The organism is Allobosea sp. (assembly GCF_017308015.1).
Classification (GTDB): domain Bacteria; phylum Pseudomonadota; class Alphaproteobacteria; order Rhizobiales; family Beijerinckiaceae; genus Allobosea.
In genome coordinates this window covers 317,412-339,011 of record NZ_JAFKFW010000002.1, presented here as the reverse complement: position 1 = coordinate 339,011, position 21,600 = coordinate 317,412, and the positions used below count along the sequence as shown (strand labels likewise).

Annotated in this window: 25 protein-coding genes; 18 read left to right on the top strand and 7 right to left on the bottom strand. The window is 67.6% G+C overall.

Annotation, left to right across the window (positions count from 1 at the left end):
* From scpA to J0I42_RS01645, 4 genes are all read right to left on the bottom strand, one after another.
* Complete coding sequence (gene scpA, locus J0I42_RS01660) at positions 1-2,166, bottom strand: methylmalonyl-CoA mutase (protein ID WP_291652137.1); 2,166 nt, start codon at positions 2,164-2,166, stop codon at positions 1-3.
* Positions 2,163-2,987, bottom strand: coding sequence for a bifunctional hydroxymethylpyrimidine kinase/phosphomethylpyrimidine kinase (thiD, locus tag J0I42_RS01655; RefSeq protein ID WP_291652135.1), 825 nt, complete (start codon positions 2,985-2,987; stop codon positions 2,163-2,165). The genes scpA and thiD overlap by 4 nt, the downstream gene beginning before the upstream one ends.
* 14 nt (positions 2,988-3,001) lie before the next feature.
* A complete protein-coding gene (locus tag J0I42_RS01650; protein WP_291652133.1) occupies positions 3,002-4,975 on the bottom strand; it encodes a methylmalonyl-CoA mutase family protein in 1,974 nt (657 codons plus the stop codon).
* Positions 4,976-5,141: 166 nt separating this feature from the next.
* On the bottom strand, positions 5,142-5,528 hold the full coding sequence (locus J0I42_RS01645; protein ID WP_291652131.1) for a DUF2267 domain-containing protein: 387 nt from the start codon (positions 5,526-5,528) through the stop codon (positions 5,142-5,144).
* A gap of 157 nt (positions 5,529-5,685) precedes the next feature.
* Between J0I42_RS01645 and J0I42_RS01640 the strand changes: the two genes are divergently transcribed.
* Positions 5,686-7,230 carry a helicase HerA-like domain-containing protein gene (locus tag J0I42_RS01640; protein WP_291652129.1) on the top strand — a complete coding sequence of 515 codons (1,545 nt, stop codon included), beginning with the start codon at positions 5,686-5,688 and terminating at the stop codon, positions 7,228-7,230.
* A gap of 221 nt (positions 7,231-7,451) precedes the next feature.
* Here J0I42_RS01640 and J0I42_RS01635 read toward each other — a convergent pair whose 3' ends face one another.
* A complete protein-coding gene (locus tag J0I42_RS01635; RefSeq protein ID WP_291652127.1) occupies positions 7,452-8,795 on the bottom strand; it encodes an Nramp family divalent metal transporter in 1,344 nt (447 codons plus the stop codon).
* A gap of 193 nt (positions 8,796-8,988) precedes the next feature.
* Between J0I42_RS01635 and J0I42_RS01630 the strand changes: the two genes are divergently transcribed.
* The 9 genes from J0I42_RS01630 to J0I42_RS01590 all read left to right on the top strand — a co-directional run bounded on the left by J0I42_RS01630 (position 8,989) and on the right by J0I42_RS01590 (position 16,210).
* Positions 8,989-10,371: a M20/M25/M40 family metallo-hydrolase gene (locus J0I42_RS01630; RefSeq protein WP_291652125.1), complete on the top strand. Its 1,383-nt coding sequence runs from the start codon at positions 8,989-8,991 to the stop codon at positions 10,369-10,371.
* The gene (locus J0I42_RS01625; RefSeq protein WP_291652123.1) at positions 10,368-10,949 is read left to right on the top strand and encodes an LOG family protein; all 582 of its coding nucleotides are present in this window, start codon (positions 10,368-10,370) and stop codon (positions 10,947-10,949) included. Before J0I42_RS01630 ends, J0I42_RS01625 begins: the two co-directional genes overlap by 4 nt.
* A 158-nt stretch (positions 10,950-11,107) precedes the next feature.
* Positions 11,108-11,509 (top strand): hypothetical protein, encoded by a 402-nt coding sequence (locus J0I42_RS01620; RefSeq protein WP_291652121.1) that lies wholly within the window; start codon positions 11,108-11,110, stop codon positions 11,507-11,509.
* On the top strand, positions 11,472-12,749 hold the full coding sequence (locus J0I42_RS01615) for a DNA-packaging protein (protein WP_291652665.1): 1,278 nt from the start codon (positions 11,472-11,474) through the stop codon (positions 12,747-12,749). Before J0I42_RS01620 ends, J0I42_RS01615 begins: the two co-directional genes overlap by 38 nt.
* A gap of 134 nt (positions 12,750-12,883) precedes the next feature.
* Positions 12,884-14,065, top strand: coding sequence for a phage portal protein (locus J0I42_RS01610; RefSeq protein WP_291652119.1), 1,182 nt, complete (start codon positions 12,884-12,886; stop codon positions 14,063-14,065).
* The gene (locus J0I42_RS01605; RefSeq protein WP_199087591.1) at positions 14,062-14,262 is read left to right on the top strand and encodes a hypothetical protein; all 201 of its coding nucleotides are present in this window, start codon (positions 14,062-14,064) and stop codon (positions 14,260-14,262) included. The genes J0I42_RS01610 and J0I42_RS01605 overlap by 4 nt, the downstream gene beginning before the upstream one ends.
* The gene (locus J0I42_RS01600) at positions 14,259-14,438 is read left to right on the top strand and encodes a hypothetical protein (RefSeq protein WP_291652116.1); all 180 of its coding nucleotides are present in this window, start codon (positions 14,259-14,261) and stop codon (positions 14,436-14,438) included. The genes J0I42_RS01605 and J0I42_RS01600 overlap by 4 nt, the downstream gene beginning before the upstream one ends.
* Entirely contained in the window at positions 14,435-14,944 is a 510-nt protein-coding gene (locus tag J0I42_RS01595; protein WP_465247624.1) for an HK97 family phage prohead protease, read from the top strand. The genes J0I42_RS01600 and J0I42_RS01595 overlap by 4 nt, the downstream gene beginning before the upstream one ends.
* A 21-nt stretch (positions 14,945-14,965) precedes the next feature.
* Positions 14,966-16,210, top strand: coding sequence for a phage major capsid protein (locus J0I42_RS01590; protein WP_291652114.1), 1,245 nt, complete (start codon positions 14,966-14,968; stop codon positions 16,208-16,210).
* 6 nt (positions 16,211-16,216) lie between these two features.
* Here J0I42_RS01590 and J0I42_RS01585 read toward each other — a convergent pair whose 3' ends face one another.
* Both J0I42_RS01585 and J0I42_RS01580 read right to left on the bottom strand, forming a co-directional pair.
* Positions 16,217-17,059, bottom strand: coding sequence for a S1 family peptidase (locus J0I42_RS01585; protein WP_291652112.1), 843 nt, complete (start codon positions 17,057-17,059; stop codon positions 16,217-16,219).
* A 63-nt stretch (positions 17,060-17,122) separates the two neighbouring features.
* Complete coding sequence (locus tag J0I42_RS01580) at positions 17,123-17,899, bottom strand: S1 family peptidase (protein WP_291652110.1); 777 nt, start codon at positions 17,897-17,899, stop codon at positions 17,123-17,125.
* A gap of 116 nt (positions 17,900-18,015) precedes the next feature.
* Between J0I42_RS01580 and J0I42_RS01575 the strand changes: the two genes are divergently transcribed.
* The 8 genes from J0I42_RS01575 to J0I42_RS01540 are packed head-to-tail and all read left to right on the top strand — an operon-like array spanning position 18,016 to position 21,591.
* A complete protein-coding gene (locus J0I42_RS01575; RefSeq protein ID WP_291652108.1) occupies positions 18,016-18,585 on the top strand; it encodes a head-tail connector protein in 570 nt (189 codons plus the stop codon).
* A gap of 2 nt (positions 18,586-18,587) precedes the next feature.
* The gene (locus J0I42_RS01570) at positions 18,588-18,923 is read left to right on the top strand and encodes a phage head closure protein (protein ID WP_291652106.1); all 336 of its coding nucleotides are present in this window, start codon (positions 18,588-18,590) and stop codon (positions 18,921-18,923) included.
* A complete protein-coding gene (locus J0I42_RS01565; RefSeq protein WP_291652104.1) occupies positions 18,920-19,330 on the top strand; it encodes a DUF3168 domain-containing protein in 411 nt (136 codons plus the stop codon). Before J0I42_RS01570 ends, J0I42_RS01565 begins: the two co-directional genes overlap by 4 nt.
* A gap of 18 nt (positions 19,331-19,348) precedes the next feature.
* The gene (locus tag J0I42_RS01560) at positions 19,349-19,759 is read left to right on the top strand and encodes a phage major tail protein, TP901-1 family (protein ID WP_291652102.1); all 411 of its coding nucleotides are present in this window, start codon (positions 19,349-19,351) and stop codon (positions 19,757-19,759) included.
* A 10-nt stretch (positions 19,760-19,769) separates the two neighbouring features.
* Positions 19,770-20,111 carry a gene transfer agent family protein gene (locus J0I42_RS01555; protein ID WP_291652101.1) on the top strand — a complete coding sequence of 114 codons (342 nt, stop codon included), beginning with the start codon at positions 19,770-19,772 and terminating at the stop codon, positions 20,109-20,111.
* Positions 20,108-20,308 carry a phage tail assembly chaperone gene (locus J0I42_RS01550; RefSeq protein ID WP_291652662.1) on the top strand — a complete coding sequence of 67 codons (201 nt, stop codon included), beginning with the start codon at positions 20,108-20,110 and terminating at the stop codon, positions 20,306-20,308. Before J0I42_RS01555 ends, J0I42_RS01550 begins: the two co-directional genes overlap by 4 nt.
* A gap of 35 nt (positions 20,309-20,343) precedes the next feature.
* The gene (locus tag J0I42_RS01545; RefSeq protein WP_291652099.1) at positions 20,344-20,940 is read left to right on the top strand and encodes a phage tail tape measure protein; all 597 of its coding nucleotides are present in this window, start codon (positions 20,344-20,346) and stop codon (positions 20,938-20,940) included.
* Between the two features lie 12 nt (positions 20,941-20,952).
* On the top strand, positions 20,953-21,591 hold the full coding sequence (locus tag J0I42_RS01540; RefSeq protein ID WP_291652097.1) for a DUF2460 domain-containing protein: 639 nt from the start codon (positions 20,953-20,955) through the stop codon (positions 21,589-21,591).
* Positions 21,592-21,600 lie beyond the last annotated feature (9 nt).

Here is a 21,600-nt window from a genome sequence, read left to right as displayed (position 1 = left end):
TTATTCAGCAGCCGTCCGCTGGGCGTATCCGAGGCGCTCGTTCAATTCCTGCAGCAGCTTCTCGGCAGCGTCGGCGATGACCGTGCCGGGCGGGAAGATCGCTGAAGCACCGGCTTCGATCAGGGCGTCGAAATCCTGGGGCGGGATGACGCCGCCGACCACGATCATGATGTCGGGCCGGCCGGCCTTGGCGAGCGCGGCCTTCAGCTCCGGCACCAGCGTCAGATGCCCTGCCGCCAGCGACGAGACGCCGACGATATGGACGTCGTTCTCGACGGCCTGCCGCGCCGCCTCGTCAGGCGTTGCGAAGAGCGGGCCGATATCGACATCGAAGCCGAGATCGGCGAAGGCCGAGGCGATGACCTTCTGGCCGCGATCATGCCCGTCCTGGCCCATCTTGGCGACGAGGATACGCGGGCGGCGCCCATCGGCCTCCTCGAAGGCCTCGCACATGATCTGGACACGCGTCACGGCTGGGTTCATCTCGCCGACCTCCCGCTTGTAGACGCCGGAGATCGCCTTGATCTCGGCCCTGTGGCGCCCGAAGACCTTCTCCATCGCCAGCGAAATCTCACCGACGGTGGCCTTGGCGCGGGCGGCCTTGACCGCAAGATCGAGCAGGTTGCCGTTGCCGGCTGCGCCATTGGTCAGCGCCGTCAGCGCGGCATCGACCTCGCTCTCGTTGCGCTCGGCCTTGAGGCGCTTCAGCTTGTCGAGCTGCTGGGTGCGTACGGCAGCATTGTCGACCTTGAGCACGTCGATCGCCGCTTCGCTTTCCGGCTTGTAGCAGTTGACGCCGATGATCGCCTGCTGGCCGCCATCGATGCGGGCCTGCGTCTTGGCGGCCGCCTCCTCGATGCGCAGCTTCGGGATGCCGGCCTCGATCGCCTTGGCCATGCCCCCTAACTTCTCGACCTCCTGGATGTGGCCCCAGGCCTTTTCGGCGAGTTCCGCGGTAAGCCGTTCGACGTAATAGGAGCCGCCCCAGGGATCGATGATCCGGGTCGTGCCGCTCTCCTGCTGCAGCAGGATCTGGGTGTTGCGGGCGATGCGGGCCGAGAAATCGGTCGGTAGCGCCAGTGCCTCATCGAGCGCGTTGGTGTGGAGCGACTGGGTATGGCCTTGAGTCGCCGCCATCGCCTCGATCATGGTGCGCGGCACGTTGTTGAACACGTCCTGCGCCGTCAGCGACCAGCCAGACGTCTGGCAATGGGTGCGCAGGGGCAGGGATTTCTCGTTCTGGGCCCCGAAATCCTTGACCAGCTTGGCCCAGATCAGCCGGGCGGCGCGCATCTTGGCGACTTCCATGAAGAAGTTCATGCCGATCGCCCAGAAGAAGGACAGGCGCGGCGCGAAGACATCGACGCTGAGGCCCGCGCGCTGGCCGGCGCGGATGTACTCGACGCCGTCGGCCAGCGTGTAGCCGAGCTCGAGGTCCTGCGTCGCCCCGGCCTCCTGCATGTGATAGCCGGAGATCGAGATCGAGTTGAACTTCGGCATGTTGGCCGAGGTGAAGGCGAAGATATCGCCGATGATCCGCATCGAGGGCGAGGGCGGGTAGATATAGGTGTTGCGGACCATGAACTCCTTGAGGATGTCGTTCTGGATGGTCCCCGAGAGCTTGGCCTGTGGCACGCCCTGTTCTTCGGCCGCGACGATATAGAGCGCCAGAACCGGCAGCACCGCGCCGTTCATCGTCATCGACACGCTCATCTGGTCGAGCGGGATGCCGGAGAACAGCGTGCGCATGTCGTAGATCGAGTCGATCGCGACGCCGGCCATGCCGACATCGCCGGCGACGCGCGGATGATCGGAATCGTAGCCGCGATGGGTCGCGAGATCGAAGGCGACCGAGAGGCCCTTTTGCCCGGCAGCGAGGTTGCGCCGGTAGAAGGCGTTCGAATCCTCGGCCGTGGAGAAGCCGGCATATTGCCGGATCGTCCAGGGCTGGTTGACATACATCGTCGGGTAGGGGCCACGCAGATAGGGCGCGATGCCCGGCAGCGTCTCGACGAAGGGCAGGCCGTCACGGTCGGCAGCAATGTAGACCGGTTTGACCGGGATATCCTCGGGTGTCTGCCAGGCTTCGCCCGAGGGCAGAGCGCTGGCAGCCGGGCGCGCCCCGGCGGCGTAGGCGAGCTTCGTGAAATCCGGGATCGCGGTCATGGCTTGCTCCCGTCGGTCCTGTCCCACCAATGATGGAAATGATGGACCGGTCCATGGCCGTGGCCAACCGGAATCTCGTCGGCGGCAGCGATGGCGGCCGAGATATAGGTCTTGGCATGGCCGACCGCCTCTGGCAGCGCCAGCCCCTTGGCGAGGTTGGCGGCGATTGCGGATGAGAGCGTGCAACCGGTGCCATGGGTATTGTGCGTCGCGAGCCGTGGCGCGTTGAAGCGCTGGCGCGCGCCGCCCGCGAGCAAAAGCAGGTCGCTGCTGATATCGCCGGTGCCGTGCCCGCCCTTGACCAGGACGTTGGCTGCACCGAGCGCGGCGAGCTTCTCGGCCTGCTCGTCCATTGCCTCGTCGGTCTCGGCAGCGCTGGTGCCGAGCAGGGCCGCGGCTTCCGGTAGGTTCGGCGTGATCAGGGTCGCAAGCGGGAAGAGATGCGTGCGGATTGCCTCGACCGCCGCGCTTTCCAGCAGCCGCGCGCCGGAGGCCGCGATCATCACGGGATCGAGCACGACATTCTTCGCGCCATGGCGCTTCAGCCCGGCAGCGACCGTCTCGATCAGCTCGGCGGTCGCGAGCATGCCGATCTTAACCGAGCCGACATCGAGATCCTCGAACACAGCGTCCATCTGCTGGGCGACGAAATCGCGCGGTACGGCATGGATGGCGCTGACGCCCCTGGTATTCTGCGCAGTCAGTGCGACGATGACGCTGGCGCCATAGACCTGATGAGCCGCGAAGGTCTTGAGATCGGCCTGGATGCCGGCGCCGCCGCTTGAATCCGAGCCGGCGATGGTGAGGGCGATGGCAGTCAAACTCTTGTCTCCGGTCAGGCGCCTGCTATGGCCTGCGCTTGCGCTAGCGTCGCGACCACGTCGCAGCCCATATAGATGAACGTGGCGACGCCGGCCTTATTCAAGGCTTCGGGCTCGGCCGGGCGCCCGGCGAGCCAGACAGTTGCGCCGGCCTCGGCGAGCGCCTCGGCTGCCGCCGCGCCCTCGGCGGCATAGGCCGCGTCCGAGCCGCAAAGGCAGGCGAGTTTCGCGCCCGAGGCGCGGAAGGCGCCCACAAGCGTATCGAGATCGGTCGCACCATCCCTGGCAAAGCCGTCGCCGCTTGGCGCCGCCAAACCGCCGGATTCGAACAGGTTGCGGGCGAAGCCGGCCCGCGCTGTGAAATCGGCGATCGGGCCGAGCGTCGCCAGAAAGACGACCGGGCGCTTCGGCTGGGCATCGGCCTTGTCGCGCAGCGCCTCGAACGGCTCTGCCAGACGGAGCGAAGGCAGGGGCTCCGCGCGCAGGCCCGCGGCAGGCGCAGCCAACGCATCGGCCCGACCGGCGCCATCGACGAAGGAGCGGATGATCTCGCCCTGGTTGCGCTCGGCAAGGCTGCCTTGAACGCGCTTGCCGTCGAGCTTGACCGGCGAGATGGCGAGTACCTTGGCGGTTTCCTCGCGGATATTCGGGAATTCGCTGGTGCCGGTGATCGGTTCGCGCCGCGTCGCCACCGCCTTGGCGCGGGCGGTGCGCTGTTCGACGAGCGTCTTCTGGAGATGGCCCTCGACCAGGGAGGCGACGATACCGGATAGATCGCCGCTGCGCTGCCGCTCGATCTCCTGGAAGGCCAGCCAGCCCTGCTCGCAGAGCGTCTGCGTCAGCGCCTCGAAGCCGCCCGCGCCCGCGGCAGGATCGGCGACGCGCCAGAGATTGCTCTCTTCGAGCAGGATGAGCTGGGTATTGCGGGCGACGCGGCGTGCGAAGGCATCCGGCAGGCCGAGCGCGGCGGTGAAGGGCTGGACCGCGATCGAATCGGCGCCGCCGACCCCGGCCGCGAACGCAGCGACGGTGCCGCGCAGCAGGTTGACGTTCGGGTCGCGCTTCGTCAGCGAGCGCCAGGCGGTCTCGGCATGGATACGGGCCGGTTTCGGCACCAGGCCGCAGGCTTGCTGAATGCGGTTCCAGAGCAGGCGGGCGGCCCGGAATTTCGCCACCGTCAGGAACTCGTCGGTATCGGCGACCAGCGTGAAGGCCAGCGCATCACGCGCCTCTGACAGGCTCATCCCCTGCGCTTCCAGCGTGCGCAGATAGGCGACTGCCGTGGCGAGCACCGCGCCGAGCTCCTGCGCCTCGCTGGCGCCGGCTTCGTGGTAGGGGCGGCTGTCGATCTCTATGAACGGCCCGGCGAAGCCGCGTTCCTTCAGAGTGCGGATGGTGGCCGCGAGCCGGCGACCAAGCTCGGGCCATGCGGCCGCGAGCGAGCCGCGGCCGGCGAAGACGCCGATCGGATCGAGGCCGAAAGAGACGGAGACCTCGCTGGCCGCATGGCCGCGCTTCTCGATCAGGGCGGCGAGCAGCAAGGCGTTGATGCGGCCTTGCGGGGCGGGATCGAGGCGCAGGCGGATCAGGTCCAGCATCACGCCCTGGAGCGCGGCATCGAGCGTCGCGACATCGTCGGCGACGAGGCCGTAGCCGCGCGCCGCCAGTGCCCCGGCGAAGCTGATCGTGAGCGTGTCGGCGCCGCCCTCCAGATCGGCGAGAGCCAGCGTCCGCGCTGCGTCGGGTTGCGGATGATCGAGCCGGGCGGCGACATGCCAGCGCCCGGTCTCGGCGCGCAGGGCACGAGCAGGCGCGGCGGCGGCAGGATAGAGCGGCTCGATGCGGATGCCGTCAGCGGTGCGGCCGACGAGCTTCTTCTCGAAATCGGCGCCTTTCAGGACCTTGTCGACCGCCGCGCGCCACGCGTCATGCGACGGCGCCGCGAAGGCGTCGAGATAGGGAAGGTCGGATGGGGCAGCCGAGTTCATGCGCGCCGATACTCCTCTTCCGCATAATGTGCAGCCGTGGAGCGCTGATTGCCATGGGTGCGCGCGCACCGCCATCCCTACTTCGTCGCAAGGCGGGTGCGTGAATACAAAAACGCCGCAGCGCTATCGTGAGACAGCGCCGCGGCGTTGAAGAATGCGGCCGAGATCAGACGAACTGGCCGAGACCCGGGATCGCGCCGACGATGGCGCCCATCGCGTCCTCACCGGCCTTCTCGCGACCCACAGCGAACATTTCCTTCGAGACGCTCTGGATCTGGCCCATCGAGAGACCGGCGCTCATGAGCTGGCCGCCGAGCGCCATCACGCCGCCGCCTCCGCCCATCAGCCCGCCGATCGCGCCGAGCATGCCGCCCTTGGCGCCGCCTTCGGCATCGGCCAGCGCCTGCGCGCCCGGCAGCGCCGCCATCAGCTGGCCGATCTCGGTGGCCGGACCTTCCTTCTGCAGGAAGGCGAGGATGATGCCGACACCCTTGCGGGCGAGCTCTTCATTGATGCCGGCAGCAGCCGCCACGCGCGTGAGCAATTCTTCCATGGAACCCAAACCCCTCGCCAAACGGCTTCGCCACGAAGCCTTCGAAAAATAGTTTACATGTTTACGATCTGATTTCCAACGGCCCCGGGCTTCCGCCTTCTGCGTCGTTTGGTTACACCCTTGCCGGACCGGCACGAAACCTGATGGGCGAATTTCAATGGCGGATGATGGCGCGATTCTGATCGGCAAGAGCGGCAAGCCTGAAAACCTGCTGCTGAAGCTCGCCAATCGCCATGGACTGGTGACGGGCGCGACCGGCACCGGCAAGACGGTGACGCTGCAGGTGATGGCCGAAGGCTTCGCCCGCAACGGCGTCCCGGTCTTTGCAGCCGATATCAAGGGCGATCTTTCCGGCATCGTCGCGCCCGGCGATTCCAAGCCGCCCTTCGTCAACCGGGCCAAGGAACTCGGCATCAAGTACGAGCCGGATCAGTTCACCACCGTCTTCTGGGACGTGTTCGGCGAGCAGGGCCATCCGGTCCGCGCCACCATTTCCGAGATGGGACCGCTGCTGCTGGCCCGCCTGCTCGACCTCAACGACACGCAGGAAGGCGTGCTCAACATCGCCTTCCGCATCGCCGACGAGCAGAAGCTGCTGCTGCTCGACCTCAAGGACCTGCGCGCGATCCTGACCTTCATCGCCGAGAACGCGCAGGAGCTGACCACCAAATACGGCAACGTCACCTCGGCGACGGTCGGCACGATCCAGCGCGCGTTGCTCGTCCTGGAGAACCAGAAGGGTGACCTCTTCTTCGGCGAGCCGGCGCTCGACATCAACGACCTGATGAAGACGGATCGCGACGGCCGCGGCATCGTCAACATCCTCGCCGCCGACAAGCTGATGAACAATCCGCGGCTTTACGCGACCTTCCTGCTCTGGCTGCTCTCGGAGCTGTTCGAGCAACTGCCGGAGGTCGGCGATCTCGACAAGCCCAAACTCGTCTTCTTTTTCGACGAGGCGCATCTGCTCTTCAACGGCGCGCCCAAGGCACTGCTGACGGCGGTCGAGCAGGTCGTCCGCCTGATCCGCTCGAAGGGCGTCGGCGTCTATTTCGTCACGCAAAACCCGCTCGATATCCCCGATACAGTGCTGGCGCAGCTCGGCAACCGCGTCCAGCATGCGCTGCGGGCGTTCACGCCGCGGGACCAGAAGGCGGTGCGTGCCGCCGCCGAGACCTTCCGCCAGAATCCGAAGATCAAGACCGAGGAGGTGATCAGCCAGCTCGCCGTCGGCGAGGCGCTGATCTCGATGCTGGAAGGCAAGGGCTCGCCGGAAATGGTCGAGCGCGCGCTGATCGCGCCGCCGATGGCGCAGGTCGGCCCCTGTACGCCGCAGCAGCGCCAGCAGGCGATCGACGCCTCGCCCGAGAAGGGCAAGTACGACACCATGATCGACCGCGAGTCGGCCTATGAAGTGCTGCTGAAGCGCAAGAACCTCAATCCGGACGGGACGCCGATCGAGGCGTCGACGAATGGCGGCGGAGGCGGCGGTATCCTCGACACGATCGGCGGCTGGCTCGGCGGTGGCGCTCCCCAGCAGCGCCCGAAGACCGGGCCAGGCTCGCGCGGCGGCCCGCTGCCGCAGAGCATGACCGAGAAGATTATCACCTCGGCGGCTCGCTCGGCCGCGACCTCGATCGGCCGGCAGGTCGGCACCGCCATCCTGCGTGGCATTCTGGGGTCGATGTCCGGGAAGCGGTAACGCATAGGCGGCGTCAGCGCTGGGAACCCTCTCCCGGAGGGAGAGGGCAGGGTGAGGGGTAGGCCGTTGGACACCATGGCTACGACCTGACCGCTGCTGCCGTTAGCTTCGCGCCTCGCGGGCCCAAGGACCTACACGTCACCCCTGCCCCTCGCCTTGCAGGAGAGGGTTTCCCCGGCTGTTCGCACTTTTCCTGAACGCATCGAGAACTCTGGGAGGGCTCAAGCCCCCGTCGCGAAATCGTAGATCAGCTTGAGGTTCAGCACGATGATGATCGCGGCGATGATGCCCGCGGTCAGGCTGAGCCAGCGCGGAGCGACGAGCGCACCCATCTTCTGCTTCGAGGCCGTGAACATCACCAGCGGCACCACCGCGAAGGGCAGTTGCAGGCTGAGCACGACCTGGCTCAAGATCAGCAGCTTCGCCGTCTGGCTCTCGCCATAGATCAAGGTGACCGCGATCGCCGGGACGATCGCGACGAGGCGGGTCACCAGCCGCCGCATCCAGGCCGGCAGGCGGATGCGCAGGAAGCCTTCCATCACGATCTGGCCGGCCATGGTCGCGGTCACGGTGGAGTTCAGGCCACAGCAGAGCAGGGCGATGGCGAAGAGCGAGGGCGCGATCGAGGCGCCGAGCAATGGCTGCAGCAGTTCCTGCGCCTTGCCGAGTTCGGCGACGTCGGTGTGCCCGGCTTTGTGAAAGGTGGCGGCGGCCAGGATCAGGATCGAGGCGTTGATGAGGAGCGCGAAGCACAGCGCGACGGTGGAGTCGATCGTCGCGAATTTCAGCGCCTCGCGCTTCTCCGGCAGCGTTTCGCCAAAGGCGCGGGTCTGCACGATGCCGGAATGCAGGTAGAGATTATGCGGCATCACGGTCGCGCCGATGATGCCGAGCGCGATGTAGAGCATGTTAGGGTTGGTCACGATCTCCGTCGTCGGAGCGAAGCCGCGGATGACCTCGCCCCAGTTCGGATCGGCGAGCGCGATCTGGATGCCGAAACACAGTGCGATGACGCCGAGCAGCGTGATGATGAAGGCCTCGATCCAGCGGAAGCCGCGCGTCTGCAGCCAGAGGATGATAAAGACGTCGAAGGCGGTGATCAGCACGCCAATCTCCAGCGGGATGCCGAAGAGCAGATTGAGGCCGATCGCGGTGCCGATCACCTCGGCGAGGTCGGTCGCGCAGATCGCAAGCTCCGCGAGCAGCCACAGCGGCCAGGCCATATAGGGCGGATAGGCGTCGCGGCAGGCCTGAGCGAGATCGCGGCCGGAGGCGATGGCAAGCCGCGCGCAGAGCGACTGCAGGATGATCGCCATCAGATTCGAGACCAGCGCGACGACGAGCAGAGCGTAGCCGTACTGGGCGCCGCCGGCGAGCGAGGTTGCCCAGTTGCCGGGGTCCATGTAGCCGACGGCGACGAGATAGCCCGGCCCGAAGAAGGCGAGGAACTTGCGCCAGCTCGATGAGGTCGGCGTCACCTTGATGGTGCGGAATACGTCCGTCAGGGACGGCTCGCCTCGCGATCGAAGCCAAATCGACGAGGATTCGGGAGTGCCCTGCGACATGGCGCTGCCTTGCTGCCACTTGATTGCAATAAGAGGTATCGCCTCATCGTGGCGCTGTCAACGTAATTGCAAATGATTGGCAATTGAAGCCGGGCGGCTCGGCGCGGGCCTGCCCGGCATGTACGAATATGGGCTGACGCGTCGGGCGGGGCTTGCCATGATGGCATCACCTGAATCGCAACCGATGGCTGCCATGAATAAGCTCCCCGCCATTCTCGCCCGCTTGGACGACGGGCTCGACGCCTCGCTTGACCGCCTCTCCAGCTGGCTCGAAATACCCTCGATCGGCACCGACCCGGCCTTCAATGTCCAGACGCGCGCTGCCGCCGAATGGCTCCGGGCCGATCTTGAAACGCTCGGGTTCAAGGCCGAACTGCGTGAAACTGGCGGCCATCCGGTCGTTCTCGCCCACCGGCCGAAGCCCGGCGCGCCGCATGCGCTGTTCTACGGTCATTACGACGTCCAGCCGGTCGACCCCGTCAGCCTCTGGGATACCGATCCGTTCAAGCCGGTGGTCCGCGAACTGGAACCCGGCCGCAAGATCATCTCGGCCCGCGGCGCCTGCGACGATAAGGGCCAGGTGATGACCTTCATCGAGGCTGTGCGCGCGACGCTGGCCGAGACCGGCGACCTGCCGATCGGCCTGACGATCCTCGTCGAGGGCGAGGAAGAGTCGGGCTCGGTCAACCTGCCCGGCTACATCAAGGCCAATGCCGCCGAGCTGAAAGCGGATTATGCGCTGGTCTGCGACACCGGCATGTGGGACCGCGAGACTCCGCTGATCACCTCGACCCTGCGCGGCATGGTCTATCAGGAAGTCACCCTCACGGCGGCAGATCGCGACCTGCATTCCGGCCTGTTCGGCGGCGCGGCTGCGAACCCGATCCATATCCTCGCGCGCATCCTCGGCGAGATCCATGATGAGACCGGCCGCATCACCATCCCCGGCTTCTACGAGGGCGTGCACGAGCCGACCAATGCCCAGAAGGCGGAATGGGCCGATCTCAACCTGACGGAAAAGGAATTCCTCGGCCAGATCGGCTTGAAGCATTCCGTCGGCGAGAAGGGCCGGATGCTCATCGAGCAGATCCAGTCGCGCCCGACCTGCGACGTCAACGGCATCTGGGGCGGCTATACCGGCGAGGGCAGCAAGACGGTCATCCCGGGCAAGGCCTCGGCTAAGGTCTCGTTCCGCCTCGTGGGTGACCAGGACCCGGCGAAGATCGCCGCCGCCTTCCACCAGTTCATCCGCGAGCGCCTGCCCGAGGATGTGACCGCCGAGTTCATCAGCCATTCCGGCTCGCCGGCGCTGGCGGTGCCGGTGGATTCGCCGGTGCTCCAGAAGGCGCGCGTCGCGCTCGCCGACGAATGGGGCGGCCGTGTCGTCTCGATCGGCAGTGGCGGCTCGATCCCCGTCGGTGGCGATTTCAAGCGCACGCTCGGCATCGACACGCTTTTCGTCGGTTTCGGTCTCGACGATGACCGAGTCCATTCGCCTAACGAAAAGTACGACCTGTCGTCCTTCCATAAGGGCCAGCGTTCCTGGGCCCGGATCCTGCAGGCCCTCGGTTCATGAAATCCGTCTGCGTCTTCTGCGGTTCCAATCCCGGCAATGACCCCGTCTATGCAGCGGGCGCACGCGCCATGGGCGCCGAGGTCGCCCGGCGCGGCCTGACGCTGGTCTATGGCGGCGGCGCTGTCGGCCTGATGGGCATCGTCGCCAATGCGGCGATGGAGGCGGGCGGCGAGGTCCATGGCGTCATCCCCCAGGCGCTGAAGAACAAGGAGGTCGGCCATGTCGGGCTGACCCGGCTCGAGGTCGTCGACACCATGCACGCCCGCAAGGCGCGCATGGCCGAGCTCTCGGATGGCTTCATCGCGATGCCCGGAGGCATCGGCACCTTCGAGGAGCTGTTCGAGATCTGGACCTGGGGCCAGCTCGGCATCCATGCGAAGCCGCTCGGCCTTCTGAACGTCGCCGGCTTCTACGACCCGCTCGCGACCTTCCTCGATCGCACCGTCGAGGCGGGGTTCCTCAAGCAGAACCATCGGGCGATGGCCATGACCGATACCGAGCCCGCGACGCTGCTCGACCGGATGAAGAACTATGTGCCGGCTGCGACCTACAAGTGGATCGAGAAGGAGCAGGTTTGACCTCGCTGGTTGATGCCTCTTAGGGTTGTAGGAATTTTATCCTTGACATCGTGACGCTGATCCGGTAGAGATCGGGAACGCTCACGAAATCTGCCCGAACGAAGCCGCCGCGCTCTCCAGCCGGCGGCTTTTTCGTGCCTGTCATCGGGAAGGACGCGATGGCCGAAGAGGACGAGACAACCCCACAGCCGGCCGCCGGGCCGAAGTCGAAACGGAAAGCGATCTCGCGCAAGGCGGTGGTCGGCCAGCTCTGGCGCGCCGCCAAGCGCCAGATCGACACGCATGAGGAGCACCTCGCCGACCTGCCGAAGGGGACGACCGCCAGCGAAGCCGACGCCAAGGCGTTGGCGGTCCTCGCCCGCACCGTGCGCGAGCTGGTCGCGATTGAGGAGCCGCCGGTATCAAGGAAGGACAAGCATACGGATGAGCCTTCCGCTGTCGACGATCTGCGACATGTCGCACAGCTCCGTCAGGATCTTGCTCGACGTCTTGAAGCCCTTGCCGCTCAGGACGCGGGTGAGAATTCTCAAGAAGCTGATACCGACGGCGGCGCCGGATGACGTCGAGATCATTCGAAATACCTGGGAGATCTGGGCACGTCCCGACCAATTGCCGCCCGAGCCGCTGAAGCCGATCTGGCTGGTGTTGGGCGGGCGCGGCGCCGGAAAGACCCGCACCGGTGCCGAATGGGTCAAGGGCATGGCGCTCGGCCATCCGCCCTATGCGGAGATGCGGGTGGAGCGGATCGCCCTTGTCGGCGAAACGCAGGCGCAGGTTCGCGACGTCATGATCGAGGGCGTCTCCGGATTGCTTTCGATCCATACGCGTTGGGAGCGGCCGACCTGGCAGCCCTCGTTGCGCCGCCTGCAATGGACGAACGGCGCGATCGCGCAGGTCTTCACGGCCGAGGATCCGGAAGCGCTGCGCGGCCCGCAATTCGGGGCGGCTTGGTCCGACGAACTGGCGAAATGGCCTAACCTTCAGGAGTGCTGGGACATGCTGCAATTCGGCCTGCGCCTTGGCGACAATCCACGCCAGATCGTGACGACGACGCCGCGCCCGCTCCCCCTGGTGAAGCGCCTGCTGGTCGAGCCGCATGTCGCGGTTAGCCGGGCGCGGACGCAGGACAACCGCTACAACCTCGCAGCCGAATTCGTCCGGACGGTCACGCAGACCTATGGCGGCACGCGGCTCGGCCGCCAGGAACTCGACGGCGAGATCGTCGAGGAAAGCCCGGACGCGCTCTGGACGCGGGCAATGATCGAGGCGGCCCGCGAGCGCGAGAAGCCGGCGCTCGCCCGCATCGCGGTCGCCGTCGACCCGCCCGCCACCTCCTCGCAGCGGGCCGATCGCTGCGGTCTGGTCGTTGCCGGCGTCGATCATGACGGCATCGGCCATGTGCTGGAGGATGCGACCTTGGCCGGCGCGCGGCCGCAGGAATGGGCGGAAAGGGCGGTCGCGCTCTATCGGCGCCATGAGGCGGATGCGCTGGTCGTCGAGGTCAATCAAGGCGGCGAGATGGTCGAGAGCATCATCCGCGAGGTCGATGCCGGCGTGCCCGTGATCTCCGTGCGGGCGACGCGCGGCAAATACCTCCGCGCCGAGCCTGTCGCCGCGCTCTATGCGCAAGCGCGGGTGCGGCATGCCGGGGCTTTTCCCGCGCTCGAAGACGAGATGTGCGCCTTCGGGCCGCGCGGCCTCGAAACCGGCCGTTCGCCGGATCGGCTCGACGCGTTGGTCTGGGCGCTGACCCATCTGATGCTCGCACCGAAGGCCCGGCCGCGGGTGCGGGGAATGTAGCTCGGCCGTCATTCTCGGGCGGTGCAAAGCGCCGCCCCGAGAAACTCGGGACGAGAAGGCACTGGTTTCCGAGATGCTCGGGTCAAGCCCGACCATGACGGCACGCCGTTTCACGCTCCAACAGCGAGATATCCATGTTCGATTTTCTTCGCAGCCTGCGCGGCCGAGCCGCGCCGGGCCAGAAGCGCTCGCGCGTCGGGCCGTTGATCGCGCTGCACGAGGCGGGGCGCGCCGTCTGGACGCCTCGCGATTATGTCGCGCTCTCGCGGGAGGGCTATGAGCGCAACCCGGTCGTGCATCGCTGCATCCGCCTGATCGCGGAAGCGGCGGCGCAGACGCCGCTGATCGCCAAGGTCGGCTCTCGCGAAGTGCCGGAGCATCCGGCACTCGCCCTGATCGAGCGGCCCAATCCGCGCCAGGGCGGCATCGCCTTCCGCGAGATGCTGGTCGGGCACCTCCTCGTTGCCGGCAATGCCTATGTCGAGGCGGTCAGCGCCGGCCGCGAGCCGCGTGAACTTTATGCGCTGCGGCCCGACCGGATGCGCGTCGTACCCGGCCGCGACGGCTGGCCGGAGGCCTATGACTACACGGTCGGTGGCGACACGGTTCGCTTCCGGCAGGACGAGGGCGGCCTGCCGCCGATCCTGCACCTGACATTGTTCCATCCCGTCGACGACCATTACGGCCTGTCGCCGATCGAGCCGGCGGCGGTGTCGCTCGACATCCACAATGCCGCCGGGAGCTGGCACAAGGCCCTGCTCGACAACGCAGCACGCCCTTCCGGCGCGCTTGTCTATGACGGGCCGGAAGGCGCGACGTTGACCGAGGCGCAGTTCGAGCGCCTGAAGCAGGAACTGGAGGACACGTTCCAGGGTGCCCGCAATGCCGGCCGCCCGCTGCTGCTTGAAGGTGGCCTGGACTGGAAGCCGCTGTCGTTGACGCCAGCGGAGCTGGACTTCGTCGCCGCCAAGGGCGTCGCCGCTCGCGAGATCGCGCTTGCCTTCGGCGTACCGCCTTTGCTGCTCGGCCTGCCCGGCGACAACACCCACGCCAATTTCGCCGAGGCCAACCGCGCGCTCTGGCGCCAGACGGTCATTCCGCTGGTGCGCCGCACGGCGCAATCGCTGGCGCAATGGCTCGGCCCGGCCTTCGGCGACGAACTCGTTCTGGAGCCCGATCTCGATGCGATCGAGGCGCTGGCCGACGAGCGGGAATCGCTTTGGCGCCGGCTCGGTGCTGCGACCTTCCTCGACGAGGACGAGAAGCGCGAGGCGGTCGGCTACGGCCGGCGCGCCTCCGGGAAGGAGGCTTCATGAACATGCTCGAACAGATCGTCGCGGCCTTCGTCGGTCGCGCCGATGTCGGCCATCTCGGCCTGCTGCTCTGGGCGGCGAGCGCTTCGGGGCTGGCCTGGCTCGTCCTGCGCGAGCTGACCGCCGCCAACCGCCGCTTCGACGATTTCGTCCGCGAGCTCAACCGCTTCAACGCACGCCATGAGGGGGACCCGTCATGAAAGGCAGAAACGGCGCGGCCAAGCCGCCGCCCAAGGCTCCCGCGCCAGCCCGCTCGGGCAGGGCGTCACGCAGCGGCGCGCCCGTCGAGACCTTCAGCCGCTTCGTCCGCCAGCTCGCCAAACTCGAGGGCGAACGGACGAAGGGTGGCCGGGACGGTGCGGAGGGGGAGCGATGATGCCGCGCAGTCCGGCCCGCGCCTCGCTCGAATCCAAACTGCTGCCGCTTCAGCCAGCCCGGATCGGGCTGGACGGCATCTTCGAAGGTTATGCCAGCCTCTTCCGCATCCCCGATCTCGGCAAGGACATCGTCGAACCCGGCGCCTTCCGGGAGAGCCTACAAAGGCGCGGGCCGTCCGGCGTGAAGATGCTCTGGCAGCATGATCCGGCCGAGCCGATTGGCCGCTGGTCAAGCCTGATCGAGGACAGCCGCGGCCTGTTCGTGCGCGGCCGGCTGTCGCTGGCCGTTGCGCGGGCTCGCGAGATCCATGCGCTGATGCGCGACGGCGCGATCGATGGACTGTCGATCGGCTTTCGCCGCGAGAAGGCCCGCACCGAACCGCGAACCGGCCTGCGCCGGCTCGAACGCATCGATCTCTGGGAGGTCTCGGTCGTGACCTTCCCGATGCTGCCCCAGGCCCGGATCGCCGCCGTGAAGGCGACCCGGCCTTCCGCCTTCATCTGAAGATCACCCCGAGGAGAGACTATGAGCCATCCCAACACCGCGCCCGAGACCAAGGCCGCCGGCGGCGATCTCGCGCTGGCTTTCGAGGACCTGCGGTACACGCTGGAGAGCTATCGCGCCACCAACGAGGAGCGCCTCGCCGGGCTGGAAGCGCGCCAGGGCGTCGATCCGCTGACCGAGGAGAAGCTCGTCCGCATGGACGCGGCGCTCGACGACACCATGCGCCGCATCGACCGGCTGACGCTGGACCGCGCCCGCCCGGCACTCGGCCAGGATGGTGCCCGCGATCCGCTGACCGCTGAGCACAAGGCCGCCTTCGGAGCTTACGTCCGGACCGGCGAGGCCGGCGGGCTGAAGCGTCTGGAATCCAAGGCGCTCTCCGCCGGCTCCGGCCCGGATGGTGGCTATCTCGCCCCGGCGACCGTCGAGGGCGAGATCCTGCGCCGCCTTGCCAATGTCTCGCCTATCCGTTCGCTGGCCACGGTCCGCACGATCTCGTCCGGCACCTACAAGAAGGCCTTCTCGACCACGGGGCCGGCTTCCGGCTGGGTTTCCGAGACGGCAGCACGGCCGCAAGGTGCTTCGCCGACCCTGGCCGAGCTCTCCTTCCCGGCCATGGAGCTCTATGCCATGCCGGCGGCGACGCAGACCCTGCTCGACGACGCCATCGTCGATATCGACCAGTGGATCGCCGAGGAGGTCGAGAGCGCCTTCGCCGAGCAGGAGGGTGCGGCCTTCGTCAATGGCGACGGCGTCGACAAGCCCAAGGGCTTCCTGGCCTACCCGACGGTCGCCGATGCGAGCTGGAGCTGGGGCAATATCGGCGTGCTCAACACCGGTGTGGCTGGCGCCTTTCCGGCTTCGAACCCGTCCGACGTCCTGGTCGATCTCGTCTACGCGCTGAAGGCCGGCTTCCGCCAGAACGCCTCCTTCGTGATGAACCGGAAGACGCAAGGAACCGTCCGCAAGTTCAAGGACTCGACGGGCAACTATCTCTGGCAGCCGCCCGCTTCGGCCGGTGCTCCGGCGACGCTGCTCGGCTTCCCGTTGGTCGAGGCGGAGGACATGCCGAATATCGCCAACAATGCGGTCTCGATCGCTTTCGGCGATTTCCGGCGCGGCTATCTCGTCGTCGACCGGGCGGGCGTGCGCATCCTGCGCGATCCCTACTCCGCCAAGCCCTACGTGCTGTTCTACACGACCAAGCGCGTCGGCGGCGGCGTCCAGGATTTCGCCGCGATCAAGGGGCTGAAATTCGCGGTCTGATCCCGCTCAGCGTGAAAACCACCAACTGAAGGCGGCGCGCGGTTCTGCAGCCTGCTCCGGCGGCGCTTCGCTGCCGAGCGCGCGCAGCCGCGCGCTGCCTTCGGTGATCCAGCTGCGATACTCGCTGACCGGCGTGATCGCAGTGAACCCGCCGCAGATCCGCTTCGCCTGCGTCTTCAAGGGACCGCTCGACCAGCTGACGATGCCGACGAGATCGCGCGAGCGGGAGTCGCCTCGCAGCACCGGCCCGCCGGAGTCGCCGCGGCAGGCGCCGGCGCCCGACGTCTCGCCGCGATTTTCGGCATCGACGGCGACCTTGACCGTGTTCTGCGTGGTGTAGTTGCCGGCATTCACGAGCTGCGTCTCGCGAAGGCGCCGGGCCGTGCGCTTGTTGTTCTCCGCCGAGAGCCCATAGCCGGCCATCGTGATGGTCTCGCCCTGCCAGAGGCCGCTACCGAGCGTCAAAGGCTCGATATCGCGCGGCAGCGGCTGCGCCAGGCGTAGCAATGCGAGATCGGTCCCGGGCTGGGTGCGCGGCGTCGTTCCCGGCACGAAGCTCGGGTGCGGCAGTACGGCGACCACGATCTGCCGGCGCGCCCGGAAGCGGGTGTCCAGGCTGACGACGCTGATCGAGCCGCCACCCATAAGGCAATGCGCTGCGGTGAGAATGATTTCGGGGGCGATCACCGCTCCCGAACAGAGCTCGCCGCGGCTGGTTTCGACCCGAACGGTCGAGGCGCGGGCGCCGAGTGCATCGCGCGAATCGACGCCGCCGACCACGGCGAATGCAGGAGGAGCGGCGCCGACGGCGAGGAAGCAGGCAAGAACAAGTGGCGAGCGCGAGATCATGAAACGAACCAATGGACTGGCCGATCAATCTAGGCTGTGGCGCGATACAGTCCAGCCCCTCCGTCAGCGGCCGCGTGTCCAGCGGGCGCTTTCGCCCCATGGCGACAGGGTGGAATCGATCCAGCGGCGCTGCGGCGCGACCAGCACGCCCTGGCTGAGCAGGCCGCATTGGCGTCCGGCCGGTCCGGTCGACCAGCTCGTCACTGCGACGATGCCGTGGTCGCCGAAGATCGGCCCGCCGGAATCGCCTTGGCAGGCCCCTGCGCCGGGGCGCTTGCCGCCGCCGACTCCATCTGCGGCCCAGAGCAGGATGCGGCCGGGTCCGTAAGGCTCGACGGTCGTCAGCGCTGCCGAGCGATAGGTACCGGTGCTGCGAGCCTCGCCCTCGCGGGAAACGCCATAGCCGGCGATCGTGACGCCGCTGCCGGCGCGCGGCAGAGGGCCATCGACGAGATTCGCGGCACTGAAGCGGCCGGGCAGGGGCTCCGCCAGGCGGATCAGCGCGAGGTCGATCGTGCGGCGGCGGCTCCGGATCGCGCCGGCGTCGAATTCCGGATGCAGCGCGACAGATGCGGGCGTGACGAGGACGGGCTCGCCACCCTCGCGCCAGTGAACGCGCAGTTCCGCGCCGCCGGCTGCGCAATGCGCTGCGGTCAGGATGGCGCGCGCAGACAAGACGATCCCGGTGCAGACCCCGCCGCGTGCATTGAGCACCATCAGGGTCGAGCCGACAGCCGGTCCGCCTTCCTGTCCGGCGATTACGGCTCGTACCGGCAGGCTGGCGATGCTCGCTGCAGCACAGGCGAGACCGATGGCGGCGATCCGGTTGGCGATGGGCATCGGGTGCTCCTCTCCGAGAGGGCGCTGAATAGCGCGCCCGGCGCCGCAGATGAACCCTCTCGACCACGGTTTCGCGGTCGAACCCTACGCAAATCGAACGAATGAAGGGAGCGCTCATGACGCCGCTTGCCCTGGGCCCGCCGGCGATCGAGCCGGTGACGCTCGCTGAAGCCCGCCAATTCCTGCGCCTCGACCAGACCGATGAGGACGCCTTGCTCGCCACCTTGATCACGGCCGCTCGGCTGATGATCGAGGCGACATCGGGCCGCTGCCTGATCGAGCAGCCCTGGCGCATCGTGCTCGACCGTTGGCCGGCGGGCGGCGATATCCGCCTGCCGCTCTCGCCGTTGCTGCGGATCGACGTGGCGCGCGTCTATGACGTGCTGGGCGCGGCGCAGGCCGTCGCGGCTGCCTCGCTGACACTCGACAAGGCCGCCGACCCGCCGGTCATCCGCCTGACGGGCGAGGTACCCGAGATCGGACGGCCCCATGGTGCAATCGAGATCGACGTCGCCGTCGGCTTCGGGGCAACGGCTGCGGCCGTCCCGGCACCGCTGCGGCAGGCGGTGCTGCGCCTCGCGGCCCGCTGGTTCGAACAACGTGGTGATGTCGCCGGGCGCGATGCGCAGGCATTGCCCTCGGCGATTGCCGCGCTGGTCGCACCGTTTCGCCGCGGGAGGCTCTGAGCATGACGCAGGAACCTTCCGCTATCGGCCGGATGCGGCGGCGGCTCGTGCTGGAGCAGCCGGTGGCCACGCCGGACGGTCTCGGCGGCGCGACGCAGGTTTTCGAGACCGTGGCAGCACTCTGGGGGCAGGTCGAATGGATTTCCGGCACTGAAGCCTGGCGCCAAGGGAGGCCGGAACAGTCGCGCAACTATCGCATCACCATGCGTTGGCGCTGCGATGTCGATGCCGGCCGGCGCCTGCGTGACGGCGATCGCCTGTTCGATATCCGCTCTGCCGCCGATCCCGATGGTGCGCGCCGGCGGTTGATCTGCCTCGCCGAGGAGGTGACGCCATGAGCGATGCCATCCTCGCCCTTCGCGCCGCTGTGCAGGCGCATCTCTCTGCAAATGCGGCACTCACCGCGCTGATCGGCTCCGACCGCGTTTTCGATGAGCCGCCGCGTGCGGCGCGCGGCCTCTACGTCGTTCATGGCGAGGTCGAGGCGCGCGATTGGTCGACCGGCAGCGACCGGGGCTGCGAGCAGGAATTCTCGCTCGTCGTCTGGGCTGCGCAGAGCGGCTCGTCGCGCCAGGCTCTGGAGGCAGCCGGCCTGATCGTCGCGGCGCTCGATCAGGTCGATCTCGCCCTGGACGGGCATGCACTCGTCAATCTGCGCTGGCTGTCGAGCCGGCTCGCTCGCGAGACCCGCAATGGACTGCCGCAGGTGACGATCCGTTTTCGCGCCGCCACTGAAACGCTCTAGTCGAAAAGGAGGAGCCGCATGGCGGCACAGAAAGGCAAGGACCTGCTGCTCAAGGCGGGGGATGGTGCCGGCGGCTTCGTCACGGTTGCGGGCCTGAGGGCGCGACAGATCGCCTTCAACGCCGAGACCGTCGACGTGACGCATTCGGAATCGGCCGGGCGCTGGCGCGAATTGCTGGCCGGCGCCGGGGTTCGCCGCGCCAGCATCAGCGGCGCCGGCATCTTCAAGGACGACGCCTCCGACACCCTTGTCCGCCAGACGTTCTTCGACGGGACGATCCGCGACTGGCAGATCGTCGTGCCCGATTTCGGCACGATCGCGGGGCCGTTCCAGCTCACGGGTCTGGAGTACCGCGGCGACCATGCCGGCGAGGTCACCTTCGATCTGTCGCTGGAATCCGCCGGGCTTCTGGCCTTCGCGGCGCTCTGAGGACGTGGCCATGGTCAATCGTCATCGCGGCGAGACCGCGCTCCTGGTCTCCGGTGAAACCCTGCCGATGCGCCTGACGCTTGGTGCGCTTGCCGAGCTCGAACAGGCCTTCGCCGTCGACAGCCTCCCGGCGCTGGGCGAGCGTTTCGTCGAGGGCAGGCTCTCCGCCCGCGACATCATCCGTATCATCGCCGCCGGCCTGCGCGGTGCGGGCCGGGTGATCCGTGACGAGGATGTCGCCGAACTCTCCTTCGACGGCGGTCTGAGCGGCGCGATCAAGGCGGCGATCGCACTGCTCGAGGCGACTTTCGGGGAGGACGACGCAGCCCGCCCTCCGCAGCCGCCGGCATAGGCGCGCCGGCGGCTTTTCCCTGGGGCGAGGTGATGGCCTTCGGCCTCGGCCGGCTGGCCTGGTCGCCTGATCGCTTCTGGGCCGCGACGCCGCGGGAGATCGCGGCCGCGTTGCGGGCTCATCAGGATCAGTCCCGTGGTTCTGCCCAGGAGCGTCCGGCGCTTGCGGCGCTGATGAGCGCCTTTCCTGACGCGTGATGCGGCAATTCCAATCAACTTATCGAGGAGATGTCATGACGGATGATGACGGCATCGAGTCGGGAGGACGACTCTCGGACCTGAGGACAATGGACCGGTTGACCCAGTCGCTCAGTCGCTCGTCGGAGAGCTTCGGCAAATCGATCGTCAGCGCCTTCTCGCGCGGCGTTGTCGAGGGCAAGCGCTTCGAGGACGTACTGCGCAGCGTCGGCCGCTCGATGACGGACAGCCTGCTCAAGACGGCGCTGAAGCCGTTGCAGACTGGTCTGTCGAGCCTGCTCGGGAGCAGCATCAAGGGCCTGACCGGTCTGTTCGGAGGCATCGGCCTCGGAGGCTCCGGCGGCGGCATTCCGGTCGCGCCTTTCGCCGAGGGCGGCATCGTCGCCTCGCCCTCCTATTTTCCGACCGGGCGCGGGCTTGGCCTGATGGGCGAGCGCGGCGCCGAGGCGATCATGCCGCTCTCTCGAGGGCCGGACGGGCGCCTCGGCGTGCGCGCCGGTGGCGGGCAGGGGCGGCCGCTCAATATCGTCGTACAGGTCTCGACGCCCGATGCCGACAGCTTCCGCCGTTCGGAGGCACAGATCTCCGCCGCCATAGCCCGCGCGGTTGCGCGTGGGCGACGGGCGCTGTGAGGGAGCGAAAGCGTGCCGGATTTCCATGAGGTCCGCTTCCCGCTCGATGTCGCGCGCGGTGCGCGCGGCGGGCCGGAGCGCCAGACGCAGATCGTGACGCTCGCCTCCGGGCGGGAGGTGCGCAACAGCCGCTGGGCGCATTCGCGCCGCCGCTACGATGCCGGGCTCGGTATCCGCAATCTCGACGCCCTGTCGGCGGTGGTGAGCTTCTTCGAGGAGCGCCGCGGACGCCTTTATGGCTTCCGCTGGCGCGACCAGCTCGACTGGAAAAGTTGCTCGCCCTCGCGGGAGCCTGCCACGACCGATCAGGTCATCGGAGTGGGAGACGGCATCACTGCCATCTTCCAGCTCTGCAAGGTCTACGGAGCAGGTGCCTCCTCCTATAGCCGGGAGATCACCAAGCCCTGCGACGGAACGGTCCGGATCGCTTTGGATGGGGTAGAGTTGGCGGGCAGCGCCTTCTCCTGCGACCTCTCGACCGGGCAGGTCACCATCGCCGCGGAGTCGATTCCGCCACCGGCTGCCGTCCTGACCGCCGGCTTCACCTTCGACGTGCCTGTTCGCTTCGACACGGATGCGATCGAGGTCGATCTCTCCGCCTTTGCGGCTGGCGAGATCCCGCGCGTTCCCGTGGTCGAGATCATCCCCTGAGGCTTGCTC